Raw genomic sequence first — 18,672 nt, 5'->3', positions numbered from 1 at the left:
TAGACTGTAATTTTTTCTGATCTTTTTCATACTCTTAAAGATAAAGAGTATAAGAATTGTGTCCTAACAAAGTTAGCAACTCCAAAATCCCCCTTACTTCGGAAAAAGAGGTCCGGCTTATGGTATTTTAATAGGTTTCTCAAGATGACAAAAACGAAAAATAATAGAATGTTACTGATTATACAGCCTGAGAATCTCCACCAATTCGGGTAAGGATCGCAGATAGTTTGGCACCATGATTATTGCTCTGGATTCAAATAATAACAACGATTTGGAAACAATTTACAACGGTTTGGAAACAGGTCTTTCAACAGAAGTTATGAACTTTACATAAGGATTAAATAAATAAAAATGCAGAAAACTATTTTCATTACCGGTGCTTCATCAGGCATTGGCAGAGCCACGGCAAAATTATTTCATTCCAAAGGATGGAACGTTATTGCAACCATGCGGACTCCTGAAAAGGAAACTGAGCTGTCTCAGTTGGAAAATGTAACCCTTTTACCATTGGATGTTACCAATCCGGAACAGATTAATGAAACAGTTGCTGAAGCATTATCTTTACATGATGTAGATGCTGTCTTCAATAATGCAGGCTATGGTTTATTAGGTTCATTGGAATCCTACACTGACGAGCAGATTGTGCAACAGGTAAATACTAATCTTTTGGGAGTAATAAGGGTTACCAAGGCCTTCATTCCCCATTTTAGGGAAAAGAAAAGCGGTCTGTTTATCAGTACAACGTCCATGGGAGGTTTTATGGGATTTCCGCTGCACTCTATCTATCACGCCTCCAAATTCGGAATAGAAGGCTGGTCTGAAAGTATGTCCTTTGAATTAGGAATACATCAGATCGGTATTAAAACGATTGCTCCCGGAGCCACTGCCACTAATTTTTTAGACAGGTCTCTTCAAAAAGGATTACACCCTGCTTATCAGGATTTAGAGGAAAAACTATTTGGCTCCACCGATGCCATGATGAACCAGGCCATACCGGCAGAGCAAGTTGCAGAAGCGGTTTACGAAGCAGCAACGGATGGAAAAGATCAGATCAGATATTTGGTGGGAGAGGATACCAAAGCAATGTATGCCAGACGTTTGGAAATAGGAGAGGAAGATTTTAGGAAAGAGCTTAAAAAACAGCTGTTGTAATCAAAAAATTAATTCCTAACTTTAAGTATTTGAATGCCTATGAAGCTTTTATTGAATTTCTCAGGAATAATATTACTTTTTGTCGGCTTCGCTTTAGTGTTGAAGCCTAATTTTTTCAGTACTTCCGCTGTTGCCGCTGACGGTTATAAAATGATAGAGAGAAGAGTGCTTTGGGGTTTTCTGCTAGGAATCGGTCTTTTTCTACTGTTTTTTAATGCCTGGTATTCGTGGAAAATGACGGTGTTGGGATTGCTGATTGCATTTACGGCTGGCATTATGATCGCGAGAGTAACAGGACTTGCGTTGGACGGATTTTTCAAAAAACAACTGTATTGGCTTTTGATCGAGCTGGCTGCTTTGATCATCTTTGTTTTTTTATATTTCTTAAGCCGGGAGGATCCGGTTTAATCTAAATAATCAACCTCTTTAGAGATACAAAATTACTTACAGATGCATAATATACAATCATTATCAGAGTTTCACCAGTTATTATCCATCGGGGCGCCATTGCATCCTTTGGTCAGTATCGTGAAAGTTTCAGAACTGCATGCTGTTCACTCGGAAGTGTGGAGTAAATTTACCACCACGTTTTACACAGTATCGCTAAAAAGTAATATTCAATCAAAAATAAAGTACGGCCAGAACTACTATGATTTTGACAGTGGTTCCATGATCTTTACCTCTCCCAAACAGGTTCAGTCTGTGGAGGCTGCAGCAAGCAATATTTTGAATAAAAAAGCCGGAATTGGCTATGTTCTGAGCTTTCATCCTGATTTTCTGGCGAATCATCCATTGGCGGCAAGCATCAGAAAATATAGTTTTTTTTCTTACGCAGTGAGTGAGGCTCTTCATATTTCTGAAAAAGAGAAAAAAATAGTTACCGCAATTTTTAAACAGATTGAGGAAGAGTATCAGCATATCGATCATCATACACAAAACGTGATTGTCTCTCAAATTGATCTTCTTCTTACTTATTGTCAGCGGTTTTATGAAAGACAGTTCATTACCCGGCGGGCGGTAAATAATGACTTACTTACCAAAACAGAACGGATCATTAATCATTATTATGACAATGAAAAAAGTCTTGAATCTGGTATTCTCACAGTGGAATATCTTGCAAGCCAACTTCACCTCACTTCCCATTACCTTAGCGATGCTTTGCGGTCAGTTACAGGAATGAGTGCGCAGCAGCATATTCATGAGAAGCTTATCGAAAAAGCGAAAGAATATTTAACCTCCACGAATCTAACGGTTTCAGAAATTGCCTACAATTTGGGATTTGAGCGTTCCCAATCATTCAATAAGCTTTTCAAAAAGAAGACCAATATGTCTCCACTGGAATTTAAGCAGTCTTTCAATTAAATGATCATCTTGATTTCCATCAGCAGATGAATGATATATTTGAACTATTTTTGGTTATTATCAAAAATTGGGTTTAGCTGTTTACAGTAAAACCCAATCTTATCTGCATTAATGAATATTTTATATTAATTCTTCAGCTTAATTTTTACTGATCTAATTTGATTATTACGATCTACATATTTCAGTATTACGCTGTTTTTTTGCTGAAGCTGATATATATATATCTACAAATCGCACTATTATTAGATTCCATCGGAGTTCATTGAGTGATTCACGTATTTTTTGTTTTGATTAATTCAACTATATCACCTGATGCTCAAGTACAGGTAACAATAATTGGAAAGAAAGTTTTGGATAATTTTTATTACTGATATGCATTTATGTAAATTTGATCTCTAAATTAAACTTAGCTAAGAATGGATATTGTAATTGCTATTACGCAGTTAGGCAGCAATGCTGTGAAATATCTGAAAATATAAGGTAAGGATAAAACAAATAAAAACTTGATTTTGGAATGAATCAAAAAATGATAAAAATAAAATGGCACACTCTTTTTTATTAGCAGGGCAATCCAATATGGCAGGACGGGGGTTTTTGAAAGATGTAGACATCATTTATGATGAACATATAAAAATGCTTCGGAACGGTAGATGGCAAACGATGGTAGAGCCTGTAAATTTTGACCGTCCCAATGCAGGAATTGGTCTTTCAGCATCCTTTGCCGCTGCTTGGCGTATGAAGAATGAATCGGAAGAAATTGGTTTAATACCCTGTGCAGATGGAGGAACAAGTTTGGATGATTGGGCAATTGATGGGGTTTTATTTCAACATGCTGTTGCACAGGCAAAATTAGCTCAAAAGACAAGTAAATTAGAAGCAATTCTATGGCATCAGGGCGAAAATGACGCCAATGAGAAAAATGCTCATCTCTATAGTGAGAAGTTTTCCCTGATTGTAAAAGCATTTCGTACTGAGCTCAATGATCAGAATTTACCTGTAATTATGGGTGGGCTTGGTGATTTTTTAAGCGAAGGATCTTATGCGGAACATTTCTCAGCCTATCCGGTTGTAAATGATGCTCTTTTAAATTTTGCGAGAACTACCCCGCATTGTTATTTTGTAACGGCTTCGGGCCTTACTTCAAATCCTGACCATATACATATTAACTCAGCTTCTCTAAGAAAATTTGGTGTCCGTTATTTTGAAGCTTTTGATAAGCGACAGCATATATTAAAACCTTTGGTCGAAGAAGATCAAATGATTGAAAAGATCTACCAAAGAGAACTGACCAACAGTGAGAAAATTGGACTGTTGAATATAAAGTTTTTCAGCGGAATATTATCGGAAAATGAGTATAAGGCAGAGTTATCCAAATTAATGTAAACTAATCAAAACCTAAAAGAAATTTAAATTGTGTCGATAATGGAAAATGAGTTTTCGATTCATATCATGTTTATGTGAAGACAATTCAATCTGCTGTTATATTATAGAAATTACTTAACGCTTGTTGCTGTTTTTTAAATTTTCATATTTTATTTTAGCTTCCATATCCTTTGGCTCTTTTGTTAAATAGATTTTCAAAGACTCCATGGTCTTTTTTTGACCATTTAGAAAACTCTCAACGATACCGTAAGCATACGAACCTTCTTTATATTTAGCTTTACCGGTAAAATATAGACTTGCAAATTCTTTTTTCAATAGTGTATTTTTTTGGAGAGCTGTAGAAAACCTCAGCAGGTCTGCTGCTGTGGAATAACCTCCGCCTGCCGGAGTGCCTTTGCTTACATTACTGTTTTAAATTTTTCTTTCGCTAGTTTGTCATGTTCGACCCAGAAATTTCCCATTCCGGAAGCATCTCGTCATTATATCAATTTGAAAATTCAAAGCTATCATTTTGATATGGTTTTTCTGTTGATATTAAAAACAATTTACTGTTAAATGGCTCAGGATTAAACATTTATCTAATTGGTTGTTTTTACGGAATATATTTTGGCATTGGTATGAAAACAAAATCAATGAATCATACAGACGCTATAGCAGAAATTATTGAAGTAATTCCTCAATGTCAGGAAGAATTTAAGGAAAAATACAGGACGAATAACTCATTTATGGACATCAGCACTTTTACAAAACAGATCAAAACCCTTGTACAAGAAAACAATCAAAAGCTTCTTAGAAATTCAATCGAAAAAATGAATCTGTTATATGAAAAAGGAGATACTGCATTAAAAAATGCCATAGAAAATATATTCGTTTTTTCATTGGACAGCCTTACGTTCAGCTGTGATTCGAATTGTAGAAAGCTCGTATTTGAAGGTATTTCTACAACATTAAGCAATAAATATCTAAGTCAGGTTTATAAATCCGGAATCTAAAATTAATTATATGAAAGTCAGAAAATACAGCAGTTGGAAAGATTGGCAAAAGACTAAAAGAAAGCAAGGCTATGAAATATTTGCCATTCATATTGCCGTTATCGTTGCTGTTTTTATTATCGCAATGATATTATAAAAGTGAAAATTTAATATTGAAAAAAATGAATAAGATTAATGAAGAAAAAGCAATTGAATATATAAAACAGTTTTTCCCAAAAATGGAAAGTGAGATTTCAAAACTTTCGGGAGAACACAATTTTGGGGGCGTCTTACAATTGATGGTAGACAGAATAAAATGTCTTTTGGATGAATCTAAATTGTTTGAAATAACTGAAGTGATCAAAAAAACAGAATGGATCTACAAAAACGGAAACGCTTATGTCAGGTATATGATCGAAAATATTTTTATTCTGTGTTTCAACAGTCTTAAAAAGAGAGCTCAGCCACAGCAATGGAAAATTATACACCAGGAAATAGGCAGCGATTTTTTATGCGTATATAAACAGCTGGCACAAAATAATAAAACGATAAATTCACTTTATCAATAAGAAAAAATTACAGTACCACCAATCACTTACTATCTATACAGCAGACCCAATTCGTCTGCTGGTTTTTTGTTTGATAAAATCATAAAAATCCGATAAAATGGAGTATATTGAAGAGATAATAGTAAATTTGCATATAAATTAAGAAAGTGGAAAAAATACTTATTATAGACGACGAAGAAAAGATAAGAACTTTACTTTCTAAAATTATCAGCCTTGAAGGTTTTGAAGTTTTTCAGGCTTCAGATCTTGCCAATGGCTTAAAAAGACTGGAATATACCGAAATAGACGTTTTGGTTTGCGATGTTAAGCTGCCCGACGGCAGCGGCGTAGAGTTCGTTAAGAAAATTAAAGAAAAATATCCTGCTTTGGAAATCATTCTTCTAACGGCATACGGAAATATTCCGGATGGTGTTCAGGCAATAAAGAACGGAGCTTTTGATTATATTACAAAAGGGGATGATAACAATAAAATTATTCCGCTGGTCTACAAAGCGATTGAAAAAGTACAACTGAATAAGCGTCTCAACCAACTTGAAAAACAGTTGGGAAACAAATATTCTTTTGAAACAATTATTGGCCATTCAAAAAAACTGGCTGAAGCTCTTCAGTCCGGTAAAAAAGTGTCGCAAACTGATGCAACTGTTTTATTGAGCGGGGAAACAGGGACGGGTAAAGAAGTATTTGCCAACGCCATTCACAATGCCAGTATAAGATCAAAACATCATTTTATTGCGGTCAACTGTTCAGCTTTTAGCAAGGAACTTTTGGAGAATGAACTGTTTGGCCACAAAGCAGGCGCATTTACAGGAGCGGTAAAAGACTCTAAAGGGATTTTCGAAGAAGCCAACCGTGGAACTGTTTTTCTTGATGAAATTGGTGAAATGCCCCTCGATTTGCAGGCGAAATTACTTCGTGTATTGGAATCAGGTGAGTTTTTGAAGGTGGGAGACAACAAACCGACGAAGGTGGATGTCCGTATTATCGCTGCCACCAACAGAGATTTGCTGAAAGAAATAGATAATGGCAATTTTAGGGAAGACCTTTATTACAGAATCAATATTTTTAATATTGCTTTACCTTCTCTCAGAGAAAGGGTACAGGATATTGAAGAACTTGCCCACTATTTCCTGAAAACTTTTTCGGTAAAAGCAGGAAAAAAGATAAAGGGTTTATCATCAGAATTTCTTGAAGCTCTTAAAAGACATTCCTGGAAAGGTAACATTCGTGAACTCCGAAATATTATAGAAAGAAGTACAATTCTTACAGACAGTGATATACTTGAGGTAGATTCCTTACCGGCAGAGTTTCATCATTTCGATAGCGAAGGTATTAAAAGAAAAACACTCTCAGCCTTTGAGTTGGCCAGTGCAGAAAAAGTTCATATTCAAAAAGTTTTGAATTATACCAACGGCAATAAAACAGAAACGGCAAAACTTCTCAATATTGCATTAACAACACTATACCGAAAATTAACAGAATACGGAATCGGATAGGAAATTAAGAAAAATTATAAAAATGGAACCAAACAACACAATAGAACAGAAAACTTTTCCGATAGATAAAATTACAAATCCGCTTCAGCGATTTATGAATCAGGAAAAAGCAGGAGGTATTGTACTGGCGATTTGTGTTGTCATTGCGATGTTCCTGGCAAATTCTGGTTGGTCTGAACAGTATTTTCATTTTTTTGAACATAAACTAGGTTTTATATTCGATTCTAAAACCTATTTGAATTTCAGCCTTCACCATTGGATTAATGATGGTCTTATGGCTGTTTTCTTTTTCGTGGTTGGTCTCGAATTAAAAAGGGAAATTATTGCCGGCGAGCTTTCAGATTTTAGAAAAGCACTTCTACCTATTGTTGCTGCACTGGGCGGAATGATAATGCCCGCATTGATTTATTTTTCGTTAAATCCTTCTGGGGAGCAACAAAGTGGTTGGGGAATTCCGATGGCTACAGATATTGCCTTTGCTTTGGGCGTCCTTTATTTTTTAGGAGACAGAATCCCTTTGTCTTTAAAGATTTTTTTAACTGCCCTTGCCATTGTAGATGATTTGGGAGCCGTTTTGGTCATCGTTTTTTTTTACACCTCAGAAATATCATTCTTTAATTTAGGTTTAGGTTGTGGATTTTTAGCGATTATGTATTTGGGGAACAGAATGGGAATCAGAAACGTATTTTTTTATGCAGTTCTTGGAATTGTCGGGGTTTGGATCACCTTTCTTCTATCAGGGATCCACGCTACCATTGCTGCTGTTCTGGCTGCATTCACCATTCCTACCGATGTGAAGGTTGATGAGAATACCTACATTCAGAAAATACAGAATTACATCAATAGATTTAGGTCTTTAGACCCCAACGGAAAAGAAGATGTTTTAACGAATGATCAGGTTCACGTTCTTGAAAAAATTAAAGTCGGAACCAATATGGCATTACCTCCTTTACAGAGGTTAGAGCATACGATGCACCCTTTCGTAACTTTTTTTGTAATTCCTGTTTTTGCATTGGCAAATGCCGGAGTGGCGCTTGATATGAATGTCGAAGAGTTGCTTAAAAGTTCTGTATTCTATGGTGTCGCCCTTGGTTTGATTGGTGGAAAAGTTTTGGGTGTGACCGGATTTACTTATCTGTTTGTAAAACTAAAAATCGCAAAATTTCCGGAAGGGATGAATCTTAAAAATCTCATCGGAATCGGATTTTTAGCATCAATAGGATTTACAATGTCTTTGTTTATTACCTCATTGGCATTCAAGCACGAAATGTTAAGTATAGAAGCTAAAATAGGAATCTTTGCGGCTTCTATTATAGGTGGTGTAATTGGCTATTTAATACTGAAAAGTAGCTCTTCTAAAACAGAAGAAAGTTAAAATTATAAACAAATTATTGATTAAGTCTCCAATGCAAATTGGGGACTTTTTTATTGATTATTATTCAGAAAAGAGACTTTCGTATAAAAAAGCCTTATGTAAAAACCTTCAATTCTTCACAAAAAAAATCTTACCAACCTTTCAAAACGAAAATAAAACCCTTTCAAAACGATAGGGTTTTGTTGATTATGAAATATTTAATAATGAAATATTGAATTGATAATCAGTTGTTTGAGAATTTATTTTATTTCTGGCTCTGGAATTGAAAAAACTATGGCATAACAGAAAATATTACAAAATGAAAAGCTGGAAATTAAAATTAGTCAAGAATTTCAAACCGTGGCATTTGCTTTTGACCTTGTACGGGATTATAATTTTTGTTGGACTTGCTATTAGAATCAGTAATTAAATATTTATAAAAATGACACTCATCCTAACACTTGCAGGAGTTGTACTCTACGCAGTATTTTTTTTAACCATTAAAACTTTTGAAGAGATATGACAGCATTATTCATCATAGCTATAGCCGTATTCGTTTACATATGCTATGTCCTCGTGAAACCTGAAAAATTTTAAAAAAAATGATAATGAGCCCCCAAACAAAAGAGAAATGCAAGGAATGGCTGACTTTGCTTTTTTGGACCTCTTTCGTAATAGCCTTTATCTATCTGATTATTATTGTTAAAGGAGCAGCTTTGGCAGCTCATTAAAACACCACCATCTCACAAACAGATAACGATACAATAAAAATTATTAATTAAAAATGAATACAGAAATTACAGGAATTGTTCTGATGTATGCCTTGGTCGTTTTGCTTGCAATTCCACTGGGAAGATACATCGGGAAAATCTTTACCAAAGAAAAAACCTGGCTGGATGGGATTTTTAACCCAATCGACAAACTTTTTTACAAAATTTCCGGCGTAGATCCGGATGCAGAAATGAACTGGAAACAGCATCTGTCCGCTTTGCTGACAATCAATGTGGTCTGGTTCCTTATATCAATGTTTGTGCTGACCAATATGGCGTGGCTGCCTCTCAATCCTGATAATAATCCGTCAATGAGCGGAGATTTGGCATTTAATACGGCGGTAAGCTTCGTAACCAATACCAATCTTCAACATTACTCAGGCGAATCAGGGCTTTCTTATATGGGGCAACTGACCTTGATGTTGTGGCAGTTTATCTCTGCAGGTTGTGGTATTGCCATCGCAGCGGTAGTTTTCCTTGCAATGAAAGAAAGAACAACGGATAAATTAGGGAATTTTTACTTCTTATTTATCAGAACCTGTACCAGAGTTCTTTTTCCGATTGCTGTTGTTGTAGCGTCTCTTTTGGCATTCAGTGGAACGCCGATGACCTTTGAAGGAAAAGACCCAATCACAACATTACAAGGGGATAAAGTTGAAGTAAGCCGCGGGCCGGTTGCAGGTTTTGTAGCAATTAAACAACTGGGAACCAACGGAGGAGGATTTTTCGGTCCCAACTCCGCACATCCTTTAGAAAACCCAAGTTATTTTACCAATATTGTTGAGACGGTTTCCATTATGCTGATTCCGATTGCAATGGTATTTGCGATGGGTTATGTTTTAAGAAGAAAAAAATTAGCATACACTATATTTGGCGTAATGACTGTTGGTTTCCTTCTATTGCTGACACCAACGGTTATCAATGAAATGGGCGGAAATCCTGCCATCGAAAAGATGGGAATTGCACAGAATCTGGGAAGTATGGAAGGGAAAGAAGTTCGCTTTGGACCTGCTGCCTCTGCCTATTGGGCAATTAATACAACAGTAACAAGTAACGGTTCTGTGAATGCAATGCACGATTCTCTCACACCGCTTTCCGGAATGAATACGATGCTCGGAATGATGGTGAATGCCTTCTACGGCGGAGTAGGTGTGGGTTTCTTAAATTTTTACATCTTCATTATCCTCGCCGTTTTTATCAGCGGACTGATGGTCGGAAGAACACCTGAATTTTTAGGCAAGAAAATCGAAGCGAGAGAAATGAAAATCGCAATGATTATTGCGCTTCTCCATCCTTTTTTAATCCTTGTCGGAACAGCAATGTCAAGTTATATGGTGGCGCACAATCCCGATGAGTACGGAAGCTGGCTGAATAATCCCGGATTCCACGGTTTCAGCGAAATGCTGTATGAGTTTACTTCATCAAGTGCCAACAACGGAAGTGGTTTTGAAGGTTTGGCTGATAACAATCCATTCTGGAATATCGCCTGCGGAATTGTGATGCTGATGGCGCGATATCTACCAATCATAGGCTCGGTTGCTATCGCAGGAAGCCTTGCTGCTAAAAAATATATTCCTGAAAGTGCAGGAACTTTAAAAACAGATACTGCAACATTCGGCTTAATGGTTTTCGCAGTGATTGCCATCGTAGCAGCGTTGTCGTTCTTCCCGGCTCTGGCTTTGGGACCTATCGCTGAATATTTTTCAATGTAATTAATTATTAAAACAATGAAAGGAAATAACAATTTGTTTCAGGCAGAATTAGTCAATGAGGCATTGAAACAATCATTTATAAAACTGCACCCTTCAAAAATGTTCCGCAACCCGGTAATGTTTATGGTGTACATCGGAACACTGGTAATGGCAGGAGTATGTATCTGGATTGCGATGGGTGAAAAAAGCCAGGGAAGCCTGGTGTACAATATCATCGTAACCCTTATTTTATTCATCACGCTACTTTTCGCCAATTTTGCAGAGGCTATCGCCGAAGCGAGAGGTAAAGCGCAGGCAGATTCTTTAAGAAAAACAAGAGAAGAAACTCCTGCTAAAATGCTGGCTTCAAATGGAGAAGTTAAAATAGTTCCATCCAATCAGCTTAGAAAAGGCGATGTATTTGTTTGTGAAGCCGGAGATATTATTCCGTCCGATGGCGAAATTATCGAAGGTTTGGCTACGATTGACGAAAGTGCTATTACGGGAGAATCTGCTCCGGTAATCCGTGAGTCGGGCGGAGATAAAAGCAGTGTTACAGGAGGTACAAAAGTACTTTCAGACAAAATAAAAGTAAAAGTAACGACCGAACCTGGAGAAAGCTTTCTTGATAAAATGATTGCTCTTGTAGAAGGTGCATCCAGACAAAAGACACCGAATGAAATAGCCTTAACGATTTTACTGGCAGGTTTTACACTGATTTTTATCATCGTAACGGTAACTCTAAAACCATTTGGTGATTATGCCAATACGCCGATTACCATTGCAGCGTTCATTTCATTATTTGTCTGTCTGATTCCGACAACGATTGGAGGATTGTTATCAGCCATCGGTATTGCAGGAATGGACAGAGCTTTAAGAGCCAACGTAATTACTAAAAGTGGTAAAGCTGTTGAAACTGCTGGAGATATTGATGTTTTGTTATTGGATAAAACAGGAACCATCACGATTGGAAACAGAAAGGCTACTCATTTTTATCCGGCGAACGGCATCGATGAAGCAGTTTTAGTTAAAGCAGCCGTACTCAGCTCAATGTCCGACGATACACCGGAAGGAAAATCGATTATTGAACTTGCAGGGGTAAATCCTTTGAGTTATGATGTAAAAGAACCGCAGTTCATCAGTTTTACGGCAGAAACAAGAAGTTCGGGAATTGATTATGAGAACACACGAATCAGAAAAGGTGCAACTGACGCAATTAAAAATATTGTTACAAATTCGGGCAATGTATTTCCGGCAGAAGTTGAGCAGAAGGTCAGAGAAATCTCTCAAAACGGAGGAACACCGCTCGTGGTTTCAGAGAATGAAAAAGCGCTTGGGGTTATAGAACTTCAGGATATCATCAAACCGGGAATCAAAGAGCGTTTTGACCGTTTGAGAAAAATGGGAATCAAGACCGTGATGGTTACAGGAGACAACCCTTTAACGGCAAAATTCATTGCTGAAAAAGCGGGAGTAGATGATTTTATCGCAGAGGCCAAGCCCGAAGATAAAATGAATTACATCAAAAAAGAACAGTCAGAAGGAAGATTGGTAGCGATGATGGGAGACGGAACCAATGACGCTCCGGCTCTTGCTCAGGCAGACGTAGGTGTTGCGATGAACAGCGGAACACAGGCTGCCAAAGAAGCCGGAAATATGGTGGATTTGGATAATGACCCGACAAAACTGATTGAAGTGGTAGAAATCGGAAAGCAGTTATTGATGACCCGTGGAACGCTCACAACATTCAGTATTGCGAATGACGTGGCAAAATATTTTGCAATCGTTCCGGCATTGTTTATTGCTTCGATTCCGGCATTGCAGGGACTTAATATTATGGGTCTTAATTCTCCTGAATCTGCAATTCTTTCCGCAGTAATTTTCAATGCGATTGTTATCCCGATGCTGATTCCACTGGCTTTGAAAGGTGTGGCTTACAAACCCATCGGAGCAAGTGCGCTGTTGAGAAGAAATCTTCTGATTTACGGTTTAGGAGGTGTTTTAATTCCATTTATCGGAATCAAATTAATCGATTTACTCGTATCCGTATTTATTTAAACTAAAAAATAATTAATGTTAGGACGCCGGTCAGGTGGATTTGTCTGAAATTTTAATAGTAAATTACTCTCCATCTGCCGGATTCTAACAATCAATTTTAATAATAAAAGAAATGAAACAAAATATATTACCAGCCATCAGATTAACACTTTTCTGTGCTGTATTTTTTTCAGGAATCTACACATTTCTTATCTACGGTATTGCTCAGGCTGCCCCGAATAACGGGAAAGGAGAAATCATTGAGTATAACGGAAAGAAATTTTACGCCAATGTAGGACAGAAATTTGATAAAGACGAATATTTCTGGTCTCGTCCGTCGGCTGTAGATTACAACGCTGCGGGAGCAGGTGGAAGCAATAAAGGACCTTCCAACCCTGACTATCTTAAAGATGTGAATGCAAGAATCGAAAACTTTATGAAGCACAATCCAACGGTTAAGAAATCTGAAATCCCCTCAGATATTGTAACGGCGAGTGGAGCAGGTTTGGACCCGAATATTTCGGTGCAGGCCGCTAAAGTTCAGGCTCAGAGAATTGCCGACGTTAGAAAAATTGACATCAGCAAGGTGAATTCACTCATCCAAAACAGTATCGAATCTCCTTTCCTTGGAATGTTCGGAACAGAAAAAATCAATGTTTTAAAACTCAATATCGCATTAGACGGATTAGAGTGAAAAGTTAAAAGTGAGAAGTTAAAAGTGAGAAGCTACTGAAAAATTTCTTACATCTTACATTTTACTTCTCATCAATTATAAAAAATTTAGAAATGAAAAGAAAACTATCTTTACTGGCATTTGCAATGCTTGGAGCATTTTCTACACTGCACGCTCAGGAAGAAACAGAAACTAAAAACCCATTAAAAATCAGTGGTTATGCAGAAGTGTATTACCAGTATGATTTCAATAATCCTGAAAACAATACAAGACCAGGCTTTGTGTACAGCCACAACAGGAATAATGAGGCTAACCTGAATTTAGGTTATGTTAAAGCCAATTACGAGACAGAAAGAATGAGAGCTAATGTAGCTTTGGGAGTAGGAACTTATATGAATGCCAATTATGCGGCAGAACCGGGTGTTCTTAAAAATATTTATGAGGCCAATGTTGGGGTAAAAATTTCCAAGAATAAAAATCTGTGGGTAGATGCCGGGATAATGCCTTCACACATCGGTTTTGAAAGTGCAGTAAGCAAAGACTGTTTCACTTTAACGAGAAGTATGCTGGCAGACAACTCGCCTTACTTCGAAAGCGGTGCCAAAATCTCCTACACCAGCGACAGCGGAAAATGGTTTGTAAGCGGTTTGGTGCTAAACGGATGGCAGAGAATCCAGCGTGTGGACGGAAATTCAACCGTTGCTTTCGGACATCAATTAACATACAAACCTAACGATAAAATTACCCTGAACAGCAGTTCTTTCATCGGAAACGATAAGCCGGACAGCATCAGACAGATGAGATACTTTCACAATCTATACGGAAGTTTCCAAATCAGTAAAAAGTTTGCTTTGATTACAGGCTTTGACATCGGCGCTGAGCAGAAAGCCAAAGGAAGCGAGCAATATAATGTTTGGTATTCTCCGGTTGTTATCGCTAAATTTTCCCCAACAGAAAAATTCAGCATTGCAGCAAGAGGAGAATATTACAGCGATGAAAAAGGCGTAATGATTGCCACAGGTACAGAAAACGGATTCAAAACTTTCGGGTATTCTCTGAATGCTGATTACTGGATACTTCCCAATCTGGTCTGGAGAACGGAAATCAAAAACCTTAGCAGTAAAGACGATATCTTCCTCAATAGGGACAATAATTTAAAATCAAACAGCGTTACGGCAGTGACATCACTGGCAGTAAGCTTTTAACAGACTCCATATTTACTAAAGAAATCCTGGCCGGGAAACCGGTTGGGATTTTTATGGCAATGGCTGAAGTTATCTCTAAATTAATTAACTTTCATTAAATTTTTATCAGTGAAACGATTTGATATTTTCAGGAGATATTTAGGTCAGCAAATCAATACAGCAAGAGAAGAAAATGAATGGGAAACATATGAAGAAATAAGGGAAGGCGTAATTTTTAAAGGTTTTAATCTCTGGATTTTGGGTTTTGCAATGGTGATTGCCTGTATCGGGCTCACCACCAATTCTGTAAGTGCAGTAATCGGTGCGATGTTGATTTCTCCGTTGATGGGCCCTGTGATAGGATTTGCATTCGGCTTAGCCATTAACGACAGAAACCTGAGAATAGAGGGCGTAAGAAACTGGGTGAAAATGACGGTCGTAAGTCTGGCTTCGGCAACTGTTTTTTTTCTCGTTAATCCCTTCGACCATACCACGCAGCTGTTGGAATCTTTTCAAAAAGCTTCTATTTTTGATATTTTTCTGGCTTTTTTTGGAGGTTTGGCAGGATTTATCGGAATTGTGAAAAGAGAAGGCGTAAAGATTATCGCCGGAGTTGCCATTGCAACCGCCTGTATGCCGCCGCTTTGTACCGCTGCGTACGGAATTGCGCATCTTGATTATGCTTATTTTATAGGAGGGATATATTTCTATTTCATCAACTGTTTATTTATTGGCTGGGCCACTTTTCTGCTGTCGAGGTATTTTAAATTTGAAACACTCAACAAAGAAAAACGCACACTCAAAAATGTGATTTTATGGGATGTTTTACTGGCTATAATGCTGGTTCCCGGAGTCTGGATTGGTTATCAGAAATGGAAGGTGGAAGAAGACAGTCCGGCTCAGATGACCGATTCAGAAAAAATAAAAGCACTGGAGAAACGTGTAGAAAGTCTGGAACGAAATGTCGGAAAAAATTAAATTAAAAAAAATAAAAAATCATACTATGTCGCAAGACGGAAATTCTGCAGAAGATTTTCTTAACCTGATTAAAAAATCGAGACGCGGAAAATTTAAAATCTATATCGGGATGAGCGCCGGTGTCGGCAAAACCTACAGAATGCTGCAGGAAGCGCACGCTCTTTTATCCAGCGGAATCGATGTAAAAATCGGATATATCGAAACTCATCACCGTAAAGAGACACACGCTTTGCTGGACGGACTTCCGATTATCCCGAGAAGAAAATTATTCTACAAAGGAAAAGAGTTTGAAGAACTGGATGTACAGGCGGTGATCAACCTTCGTCCCGAAGTTGTGATTGTCGATGAGTTGGCACATACCAATATCGAAGGCAGTAAAAACGAAAAACGCTGGCAGGATGTGATGGATATTCTGGATGCCGGAATCAATGTCATCAGTGCAGTCAACATTCAGCATATCGAAAGCCTCAATGATGATGTGAAACTAATTACCAATATAGAAGTTCAGGAGCGTATTCCAGACAATGTTTTGGTTCAGGCAGATGAGGTGGTGAATATCGACCTCACATCCGAAGAATTGATAGATCGTCTGAAGGCGGGAAAAATCTACGACCAGTCAAAAATCAATTCGGCACTCAATAATTTTTTTAAATCTGAAAATATTCTCCAGCTTCGGGAATTGGCTTTGAGAGAGGTTGCTTCACAAGTCACGAGAAAAGTGGAAACGGAAGTTACGATTCATAAACCCGTTAAAAAAGAAAAATTCTTAGCCTGTATCAGTTCCAATGAAAAGACCGCAAAGAATGTCATCCGGAAAACGGCAAGGCTGGCTAATTATTACAACAGCCAATGGTATCTTTTGTATGTGCAGATTCCCAGAGAAAGTTCCGATAAAATTCCTCTGGACAAACAGCGGCATCTGATTAATAATTTTAAACTGGCTACAGAATTAGGAGCTGAAATCATTAAGGTTGAAAGTATGAAAGTGGCTCAGGCGATTATGCAGCAGTGCGAGGAAAGAAAAATCACAACGGTCTGTATCGGTAAACCTCACCTCAATTTATGGAAGATTATCCTGGCAACCGATACTTTTAATACGTTGTTAAATAAACTTTCTCAGGAAAATATAGACTTAGTAATTCTTTCATAATGAAAATCAAAACAAAAATTACAATAGGAGTTGGATGCCTGTTTCTGATGATTGTTGTACTGTCCATTCTCAGCGGATGGTATATCAGCAAATTAAAGAAAGACACCAATAATATCTTGGTTGCCAACTATAAAACCTTGGAGTATTCCAGAAATATGTTATTAGCATTGGAAGAAGTCAATACTGACCCGTTGGCATTTGCAGTTTTTAAAAAACATTTGGATTATCAGAAGAAAAATGTGACCGAGATTGGAGAAAAGGAAGCTACCGACAAAGTCATCATTCACTTTGAAGCTTTAAAAAAAGAACCATTTAATAGGGAACTGCAATCGTCTATACGTAAAGATATTGCTGAACTGATGCAGCTGAATATGACGGCAATCAACAGTAAAAGCCGGGTTGCGGATGAAACTGCGAAAGAAGCTATTGCCGTCATCTCAATCTCAGGAACGATATGCTTTTTGCTAGCTTTTGTTTTACTGATTAACTTACCTTCGATAGCAGACCCTCTGAAAATTTTGACATCAAGTATCAAACAGATAGCCAATCAAAATTATAAAGAGCGGGTACATTTCGACAGTTCCAGTGAGTTTGGGGAACTGGCAAAATCCTTCAATACAATGGCTGAAAAAATACAGGAATATAGCGAAAGTAAACTTGAAAAGATTTTGAAAGGTAAAAAACGAATTGAAACCCTTATCGATAATATGCACGACCCAGTGATTGGTATTGATGAAAATAAAAAAGTTCTTTTCGTGAATGACGAAGCATTATTGATTACAGGATTGAAAAAAGAAAATTTTGTAGGCAAACTAATTCAGGATGTAGCTGTTAACAATGATTTGATAAGAGATATTATTAAAAATATTATGGATTCCAAAGGAAATTCCGAGACCAAATCAATGAAAATCTATGCAGACGGAAAGGAAAGTTATTTTGAAAAAGAAGTTATCGATATCAATATCGTTCCCACCGGCGAGCAAAAAAGCCAATTTATCGGGCAGGTTATTATGCTTCGTAATATTACGCCTTTTAAAGAATTGGATTTAGCAAAAACCAACTTCATCGGAACGGTTTCTCACGAATTTAAAACCCCTATTTCATCTATAAAAATGGGAATTCAGCTTTTGGAAAATGAAAAAATAGGAGCGCTTAATGAAGAACAGAAAAATCTGCTTATCGGGATAAAAGATGACACTAATCGATTATTAAATATAACCGGAGAACTGCTCAATATTGCCCAGTTGGAAAGTGGCTCGATTAAAATGAATATAGCACCTATTTTGATTGATGAAGTTGTTAATCAATCTCTTGAAGCTAACAAAGTTTCAGCGGAAAATAAACAGATTAATTTTAAATTTGAAAAACAGCCACAATTGGAATATGTTTTAGCTGACAGCGAAAAGGTGGTCTGGATTCTCAATAACCTTCTTTCCAACGCAATCACTTATTCTTATGAAAACTCTGAGATAATTATTGATGTATCCCAAATCGAAGACAAGGTGAAATTTTCTGTTACAGATACAGGCAAAGGGATTGAACCACAATATATTGCTAAAGTTTTTGACAGATATTTTAGAATTCCAGGTTCGAAAAAGCAGGGTACAGGTTTAGGCTTGAGTATCAGCAAAGAATTTGTAGAATCGCAAGGCGGAACTATAGAAGTCGAGAGTGATTTTGGTGCTGGGAGTACATTTAGTTTCACATTAAAAGCTTTTACAAATCATATTTAAATCTGGGTTTATTGGTATATTTCACAAAATATCCATTTCCAGATAAGTTGGTCAAAACAAAAAATAGCTATGTAAGACAATATATAATCAGCATTTCTATGGTGCTGATTGTTTCGTTATGCTGTTATACCATCAAAGAAAACATTAATTATTGGAGTTGCTACCTTTGTTA

The 18,672-nt window shown here is 37.1% G+C and carries 18 protein-coding genes; 17 read left to right on the top strand and 1 reads right to left on the bottom strand.

The features are described from left to right. Nucleotides 1-351: 351 nt before the first annotated feature. The 4 genes from H560_RS0119015 (at nucleotide 352) to H560_RS0119000 (ending at nucleotide 3,897) form a co-directional block, all read left to right on the top strand. Nucleotides 352-1,152: an SDR family oxidoreductase gene (locus H560_RS0119015; protein WP_027381450.1), complete on the top strand. Its 801-nt coding sequence runs from the start codon at nucleotides 352-354 to the stop codon at nucleotides 1,150-1,152. 39 nt (nucleotides 1,153-1,191) lie between these two features. Beyond that, on the top strand, nucleotides 1,192-1,560 hold the full coding sequence (locus H560_RS0119010) for a DUF4345 family protein (RefSeq protein WP_027381449.1): 369 nt from the start codon (nucleotides 1,192-1,194) through the stop codon (nucleotides 1,558-1,560). A 42-nt stretch (nucleotides 1,561-1,602) separates the two neighbouring features. After that, a complete protein-coding gene (locus H560_RS0119005) occupies nucleotides 1,603-2,514 on the top strand; it encodes a helix-turn-helix domain-containing protein (protein ID WP_027381448.1) in 912 nt (303 codons plus the stop codon). 540 nt (nucleotides 2,515-3,054) lie between these two features. Continuing rightward, on the top strand, nucleotides 3,055-3,897 hold the full coding sequence (locus H560_RS0119000; protein WP_027381447.1) for a sialate O-acetylesterase: 843 nt from the start codon (nucleotides 3,055-3,057) through the stop codon (nucleotides 3,895-3,897). Nucleotides 3,898-4,011: 114 nt separating this feature from the next. On the opposite strand, the gene H560_RS0118995 is transcribed toward H560_RS0119000, so the two are convergent. Beyond that, the gene (locus H560_RS0118995; protein WP_027381446.1) at nucleotides 4,012-4,212 is read right to left on the bottom strand and encodes a hypothetical protein; all 201 of its coding nucleotides are present in this window, start codon (nucleotides 4,210-4,212) and stop codon (nucleotides 4,012-4,014) included. Between the two features lie 317 nt (nucleotides 4,213-4,529). Here H560_RS0118995 and H560_RS0118990 point away from each other — a divergent pair, with 317 nt between their 5' ends. The 13 genes from H560_RS0118990 to H560_RS0118935 all read left to right on the top strand — a co-directional run bounded on the left by H560_RS0118990 (nucleotide 4,530) and on the right by H560_RS0118935 (nucleotide 18,500). Further along, nucleotides 4,530-4,889 (top strand): DUF7674 family protein, encoded by a 360-nt coding sequence (locus H560_RS0118990; protein WP_027381445.1) that lies wholly within the window; start codon nucleotides 4,530-4,532, stop codon nucleotides 4,887-4,889. Between the two features lie 10 nt (nucleotides 4,890-4,899). Then, nucleotides 4,900-5,025 carry a hypothetical protein gene (locus H560_RS23660; protein ID WP_262486304.1) on the top strand — a complete coding sequence of 42 codons (126 nt, stop codon included), beginning with the start codon at nucleotides 4,900-4,902 and terminating at the stop codon, nucleotides 5,023-5,025. Nucleotides 5,026-5,050: 25 nt separating this feature from the next. Next, complete coding sequence (locus H560_RS0118980; RefSeq protein WP_034753269.1) at nucleotides 5,051-5,437, top strand: DUF7674 family protein; 387 nt, start codon at nucleotides 5,051-5,053, stop codon at nucleotides 5,435-5,437. Between the two features lie 146 nt (nucleotides 5,438-5,583). After that, the gene (locus tag H560_RS0118975; RefSeq protein ID WP_027381443.1) at nucleotides 5,584-6,930 is read left to right on the top strand and encodes a sigma-54-dependent transcriptional regulator; all 1,347 of its coding nucleotides are present in this window, start codon (nucleotides 5,584-5,586) and stop codon (nucleotides 6,928-6,930) included. 22 nt (nucleotides 6,931-6,952) lie between these two features. Next, a complete protein-coding gene (nhaA, locus tag H560_RS0118970; protein WP_034753266.1) occupies nucleotides 6,953-8,305 on the top strand; it encodes a Na+/H+ antiporter NhaA in 1,353 nt (450 codons plus the stop codon). Between the two features lie 498 nt (nucleotides 8,306-8,803). Next, nucleotides 8,804-8,881 (top strand): potassium-transporting ATPase subunit F, encoded by a 78-nt coding sequence (locus H560_RS22815; protein ID WP_072884257.1) that lies wholly within the window; start codon nucleotides 8,804-8,806, stop codon nucleotides 8,879-8,881. A 187-nt stretch (nucleotides 8,882-9,068) separates the two neighbouring features. Next, complete coding sequence (kdpA, locus tag H560_RS0118965; protein ID WP_027381441.1) at nucleotides 9,069-10,766, top strand: potassium-transporting ATPase subunit KdpA; 1,698 nt, start codon at nucleotides 9,069-9,071, stop codon at nucleotides 10,764-10,766. Between the two features lie 15 nt (nucleotides 10,767-10,781). Continuing rightward, on the top strand, nucleotides 10,782-12,803 hold the full coding sequence (gene kdpB, locus H560_RS0118960) for a potassium-transporting ATPase subunit KdpB (protein ID WP_027381440.1): 2,022 nt from the start codon (nucleotides 10,782-10,784) through the stop codon (nucleotides 12,801-12,803). Between the two features lie 112 nt (nucleotides 12,804-12,915). Further along, complete coding sequence (locus tag H560_RS0118955) at nucleotides 12,916-13,476, top strand: K(+)-transporting ATPase subunit C (RefSeq protein WP_027381439.1); 561 nt, start codon at nucleotides 12,916-12,918, stop codon at nucleotides 13,474-13,476. Between the two features lie 92 nt (nucleotides 13,477-13,568). Continuing rightward, nucleotides 13,569-14,660 (top strand): porin, encoded by a 1,092-nt coding sequence (locus tag H560_RS0118950; protein WP_027381438.1) that lies wholly within the window; start codon nucleotides 13,569-13,571, stop codon nucleotides 14,658-14,660. A gap of 108 nt (nucleotides 14,661-14,768) precedes the next feature. Beyond that, nucleotides 14,769-15,617, top strand: a complete 849-nt coding sequence (locus H560_RS22045; protein ID WP_051289392.1) for a DUF389 domain-containing protein — start codon at nucleotides 14,769-14,771, stop codon at nucleotides 15,615-15,617. A gap of 25 nt (nucleotides 15,618-15,642) precedes the next feature. After that, nucleotides 15,643-16,767 carry a histidine kinase gene (locus tag H560_RS0118940; protein WP_027381437.1) on the top strand — a complete coding sequence of 375 codons (1,125 nt, stop codon included), beginning with the start codon at nucleotides 15,643-15,645 and terminating at the stop codon, nucleotides 16,765-16,767. After that, nucleotides 16,767-18,500 carry an ATP-binding protein gene (locus H560_RS0118935; RefSeq protein ID WP_027381436.1) on the top strand — a complete coding sequence of 578 codons (1,734 nt, stop codon included), beginning with the start codon at nucleotides 16,767-16,769 and terminating at the stop codon, nucleotides 18,498-18,500. Before H560_RS0118940 ends, H560_RS0118935 begins: the two co-directional genes overlap by 1 nt. The last annotated feature ends 172 nt before the right edge of the window (nucleotides 18,501-18,672 follow it).

The organism is Chryseobacterium daeguense DSM 19388, assembly GCF_000430825.1.
GTDB lineage: Bacteria > Bacteroidota > Bacteroidia > Flavobacteriales > Weeksellaceae > Chryseobacterium > Chryseobacterium daeguense.
This window is presented reverse-complemented; position numbering and strand designations above follow the sequence as displayed.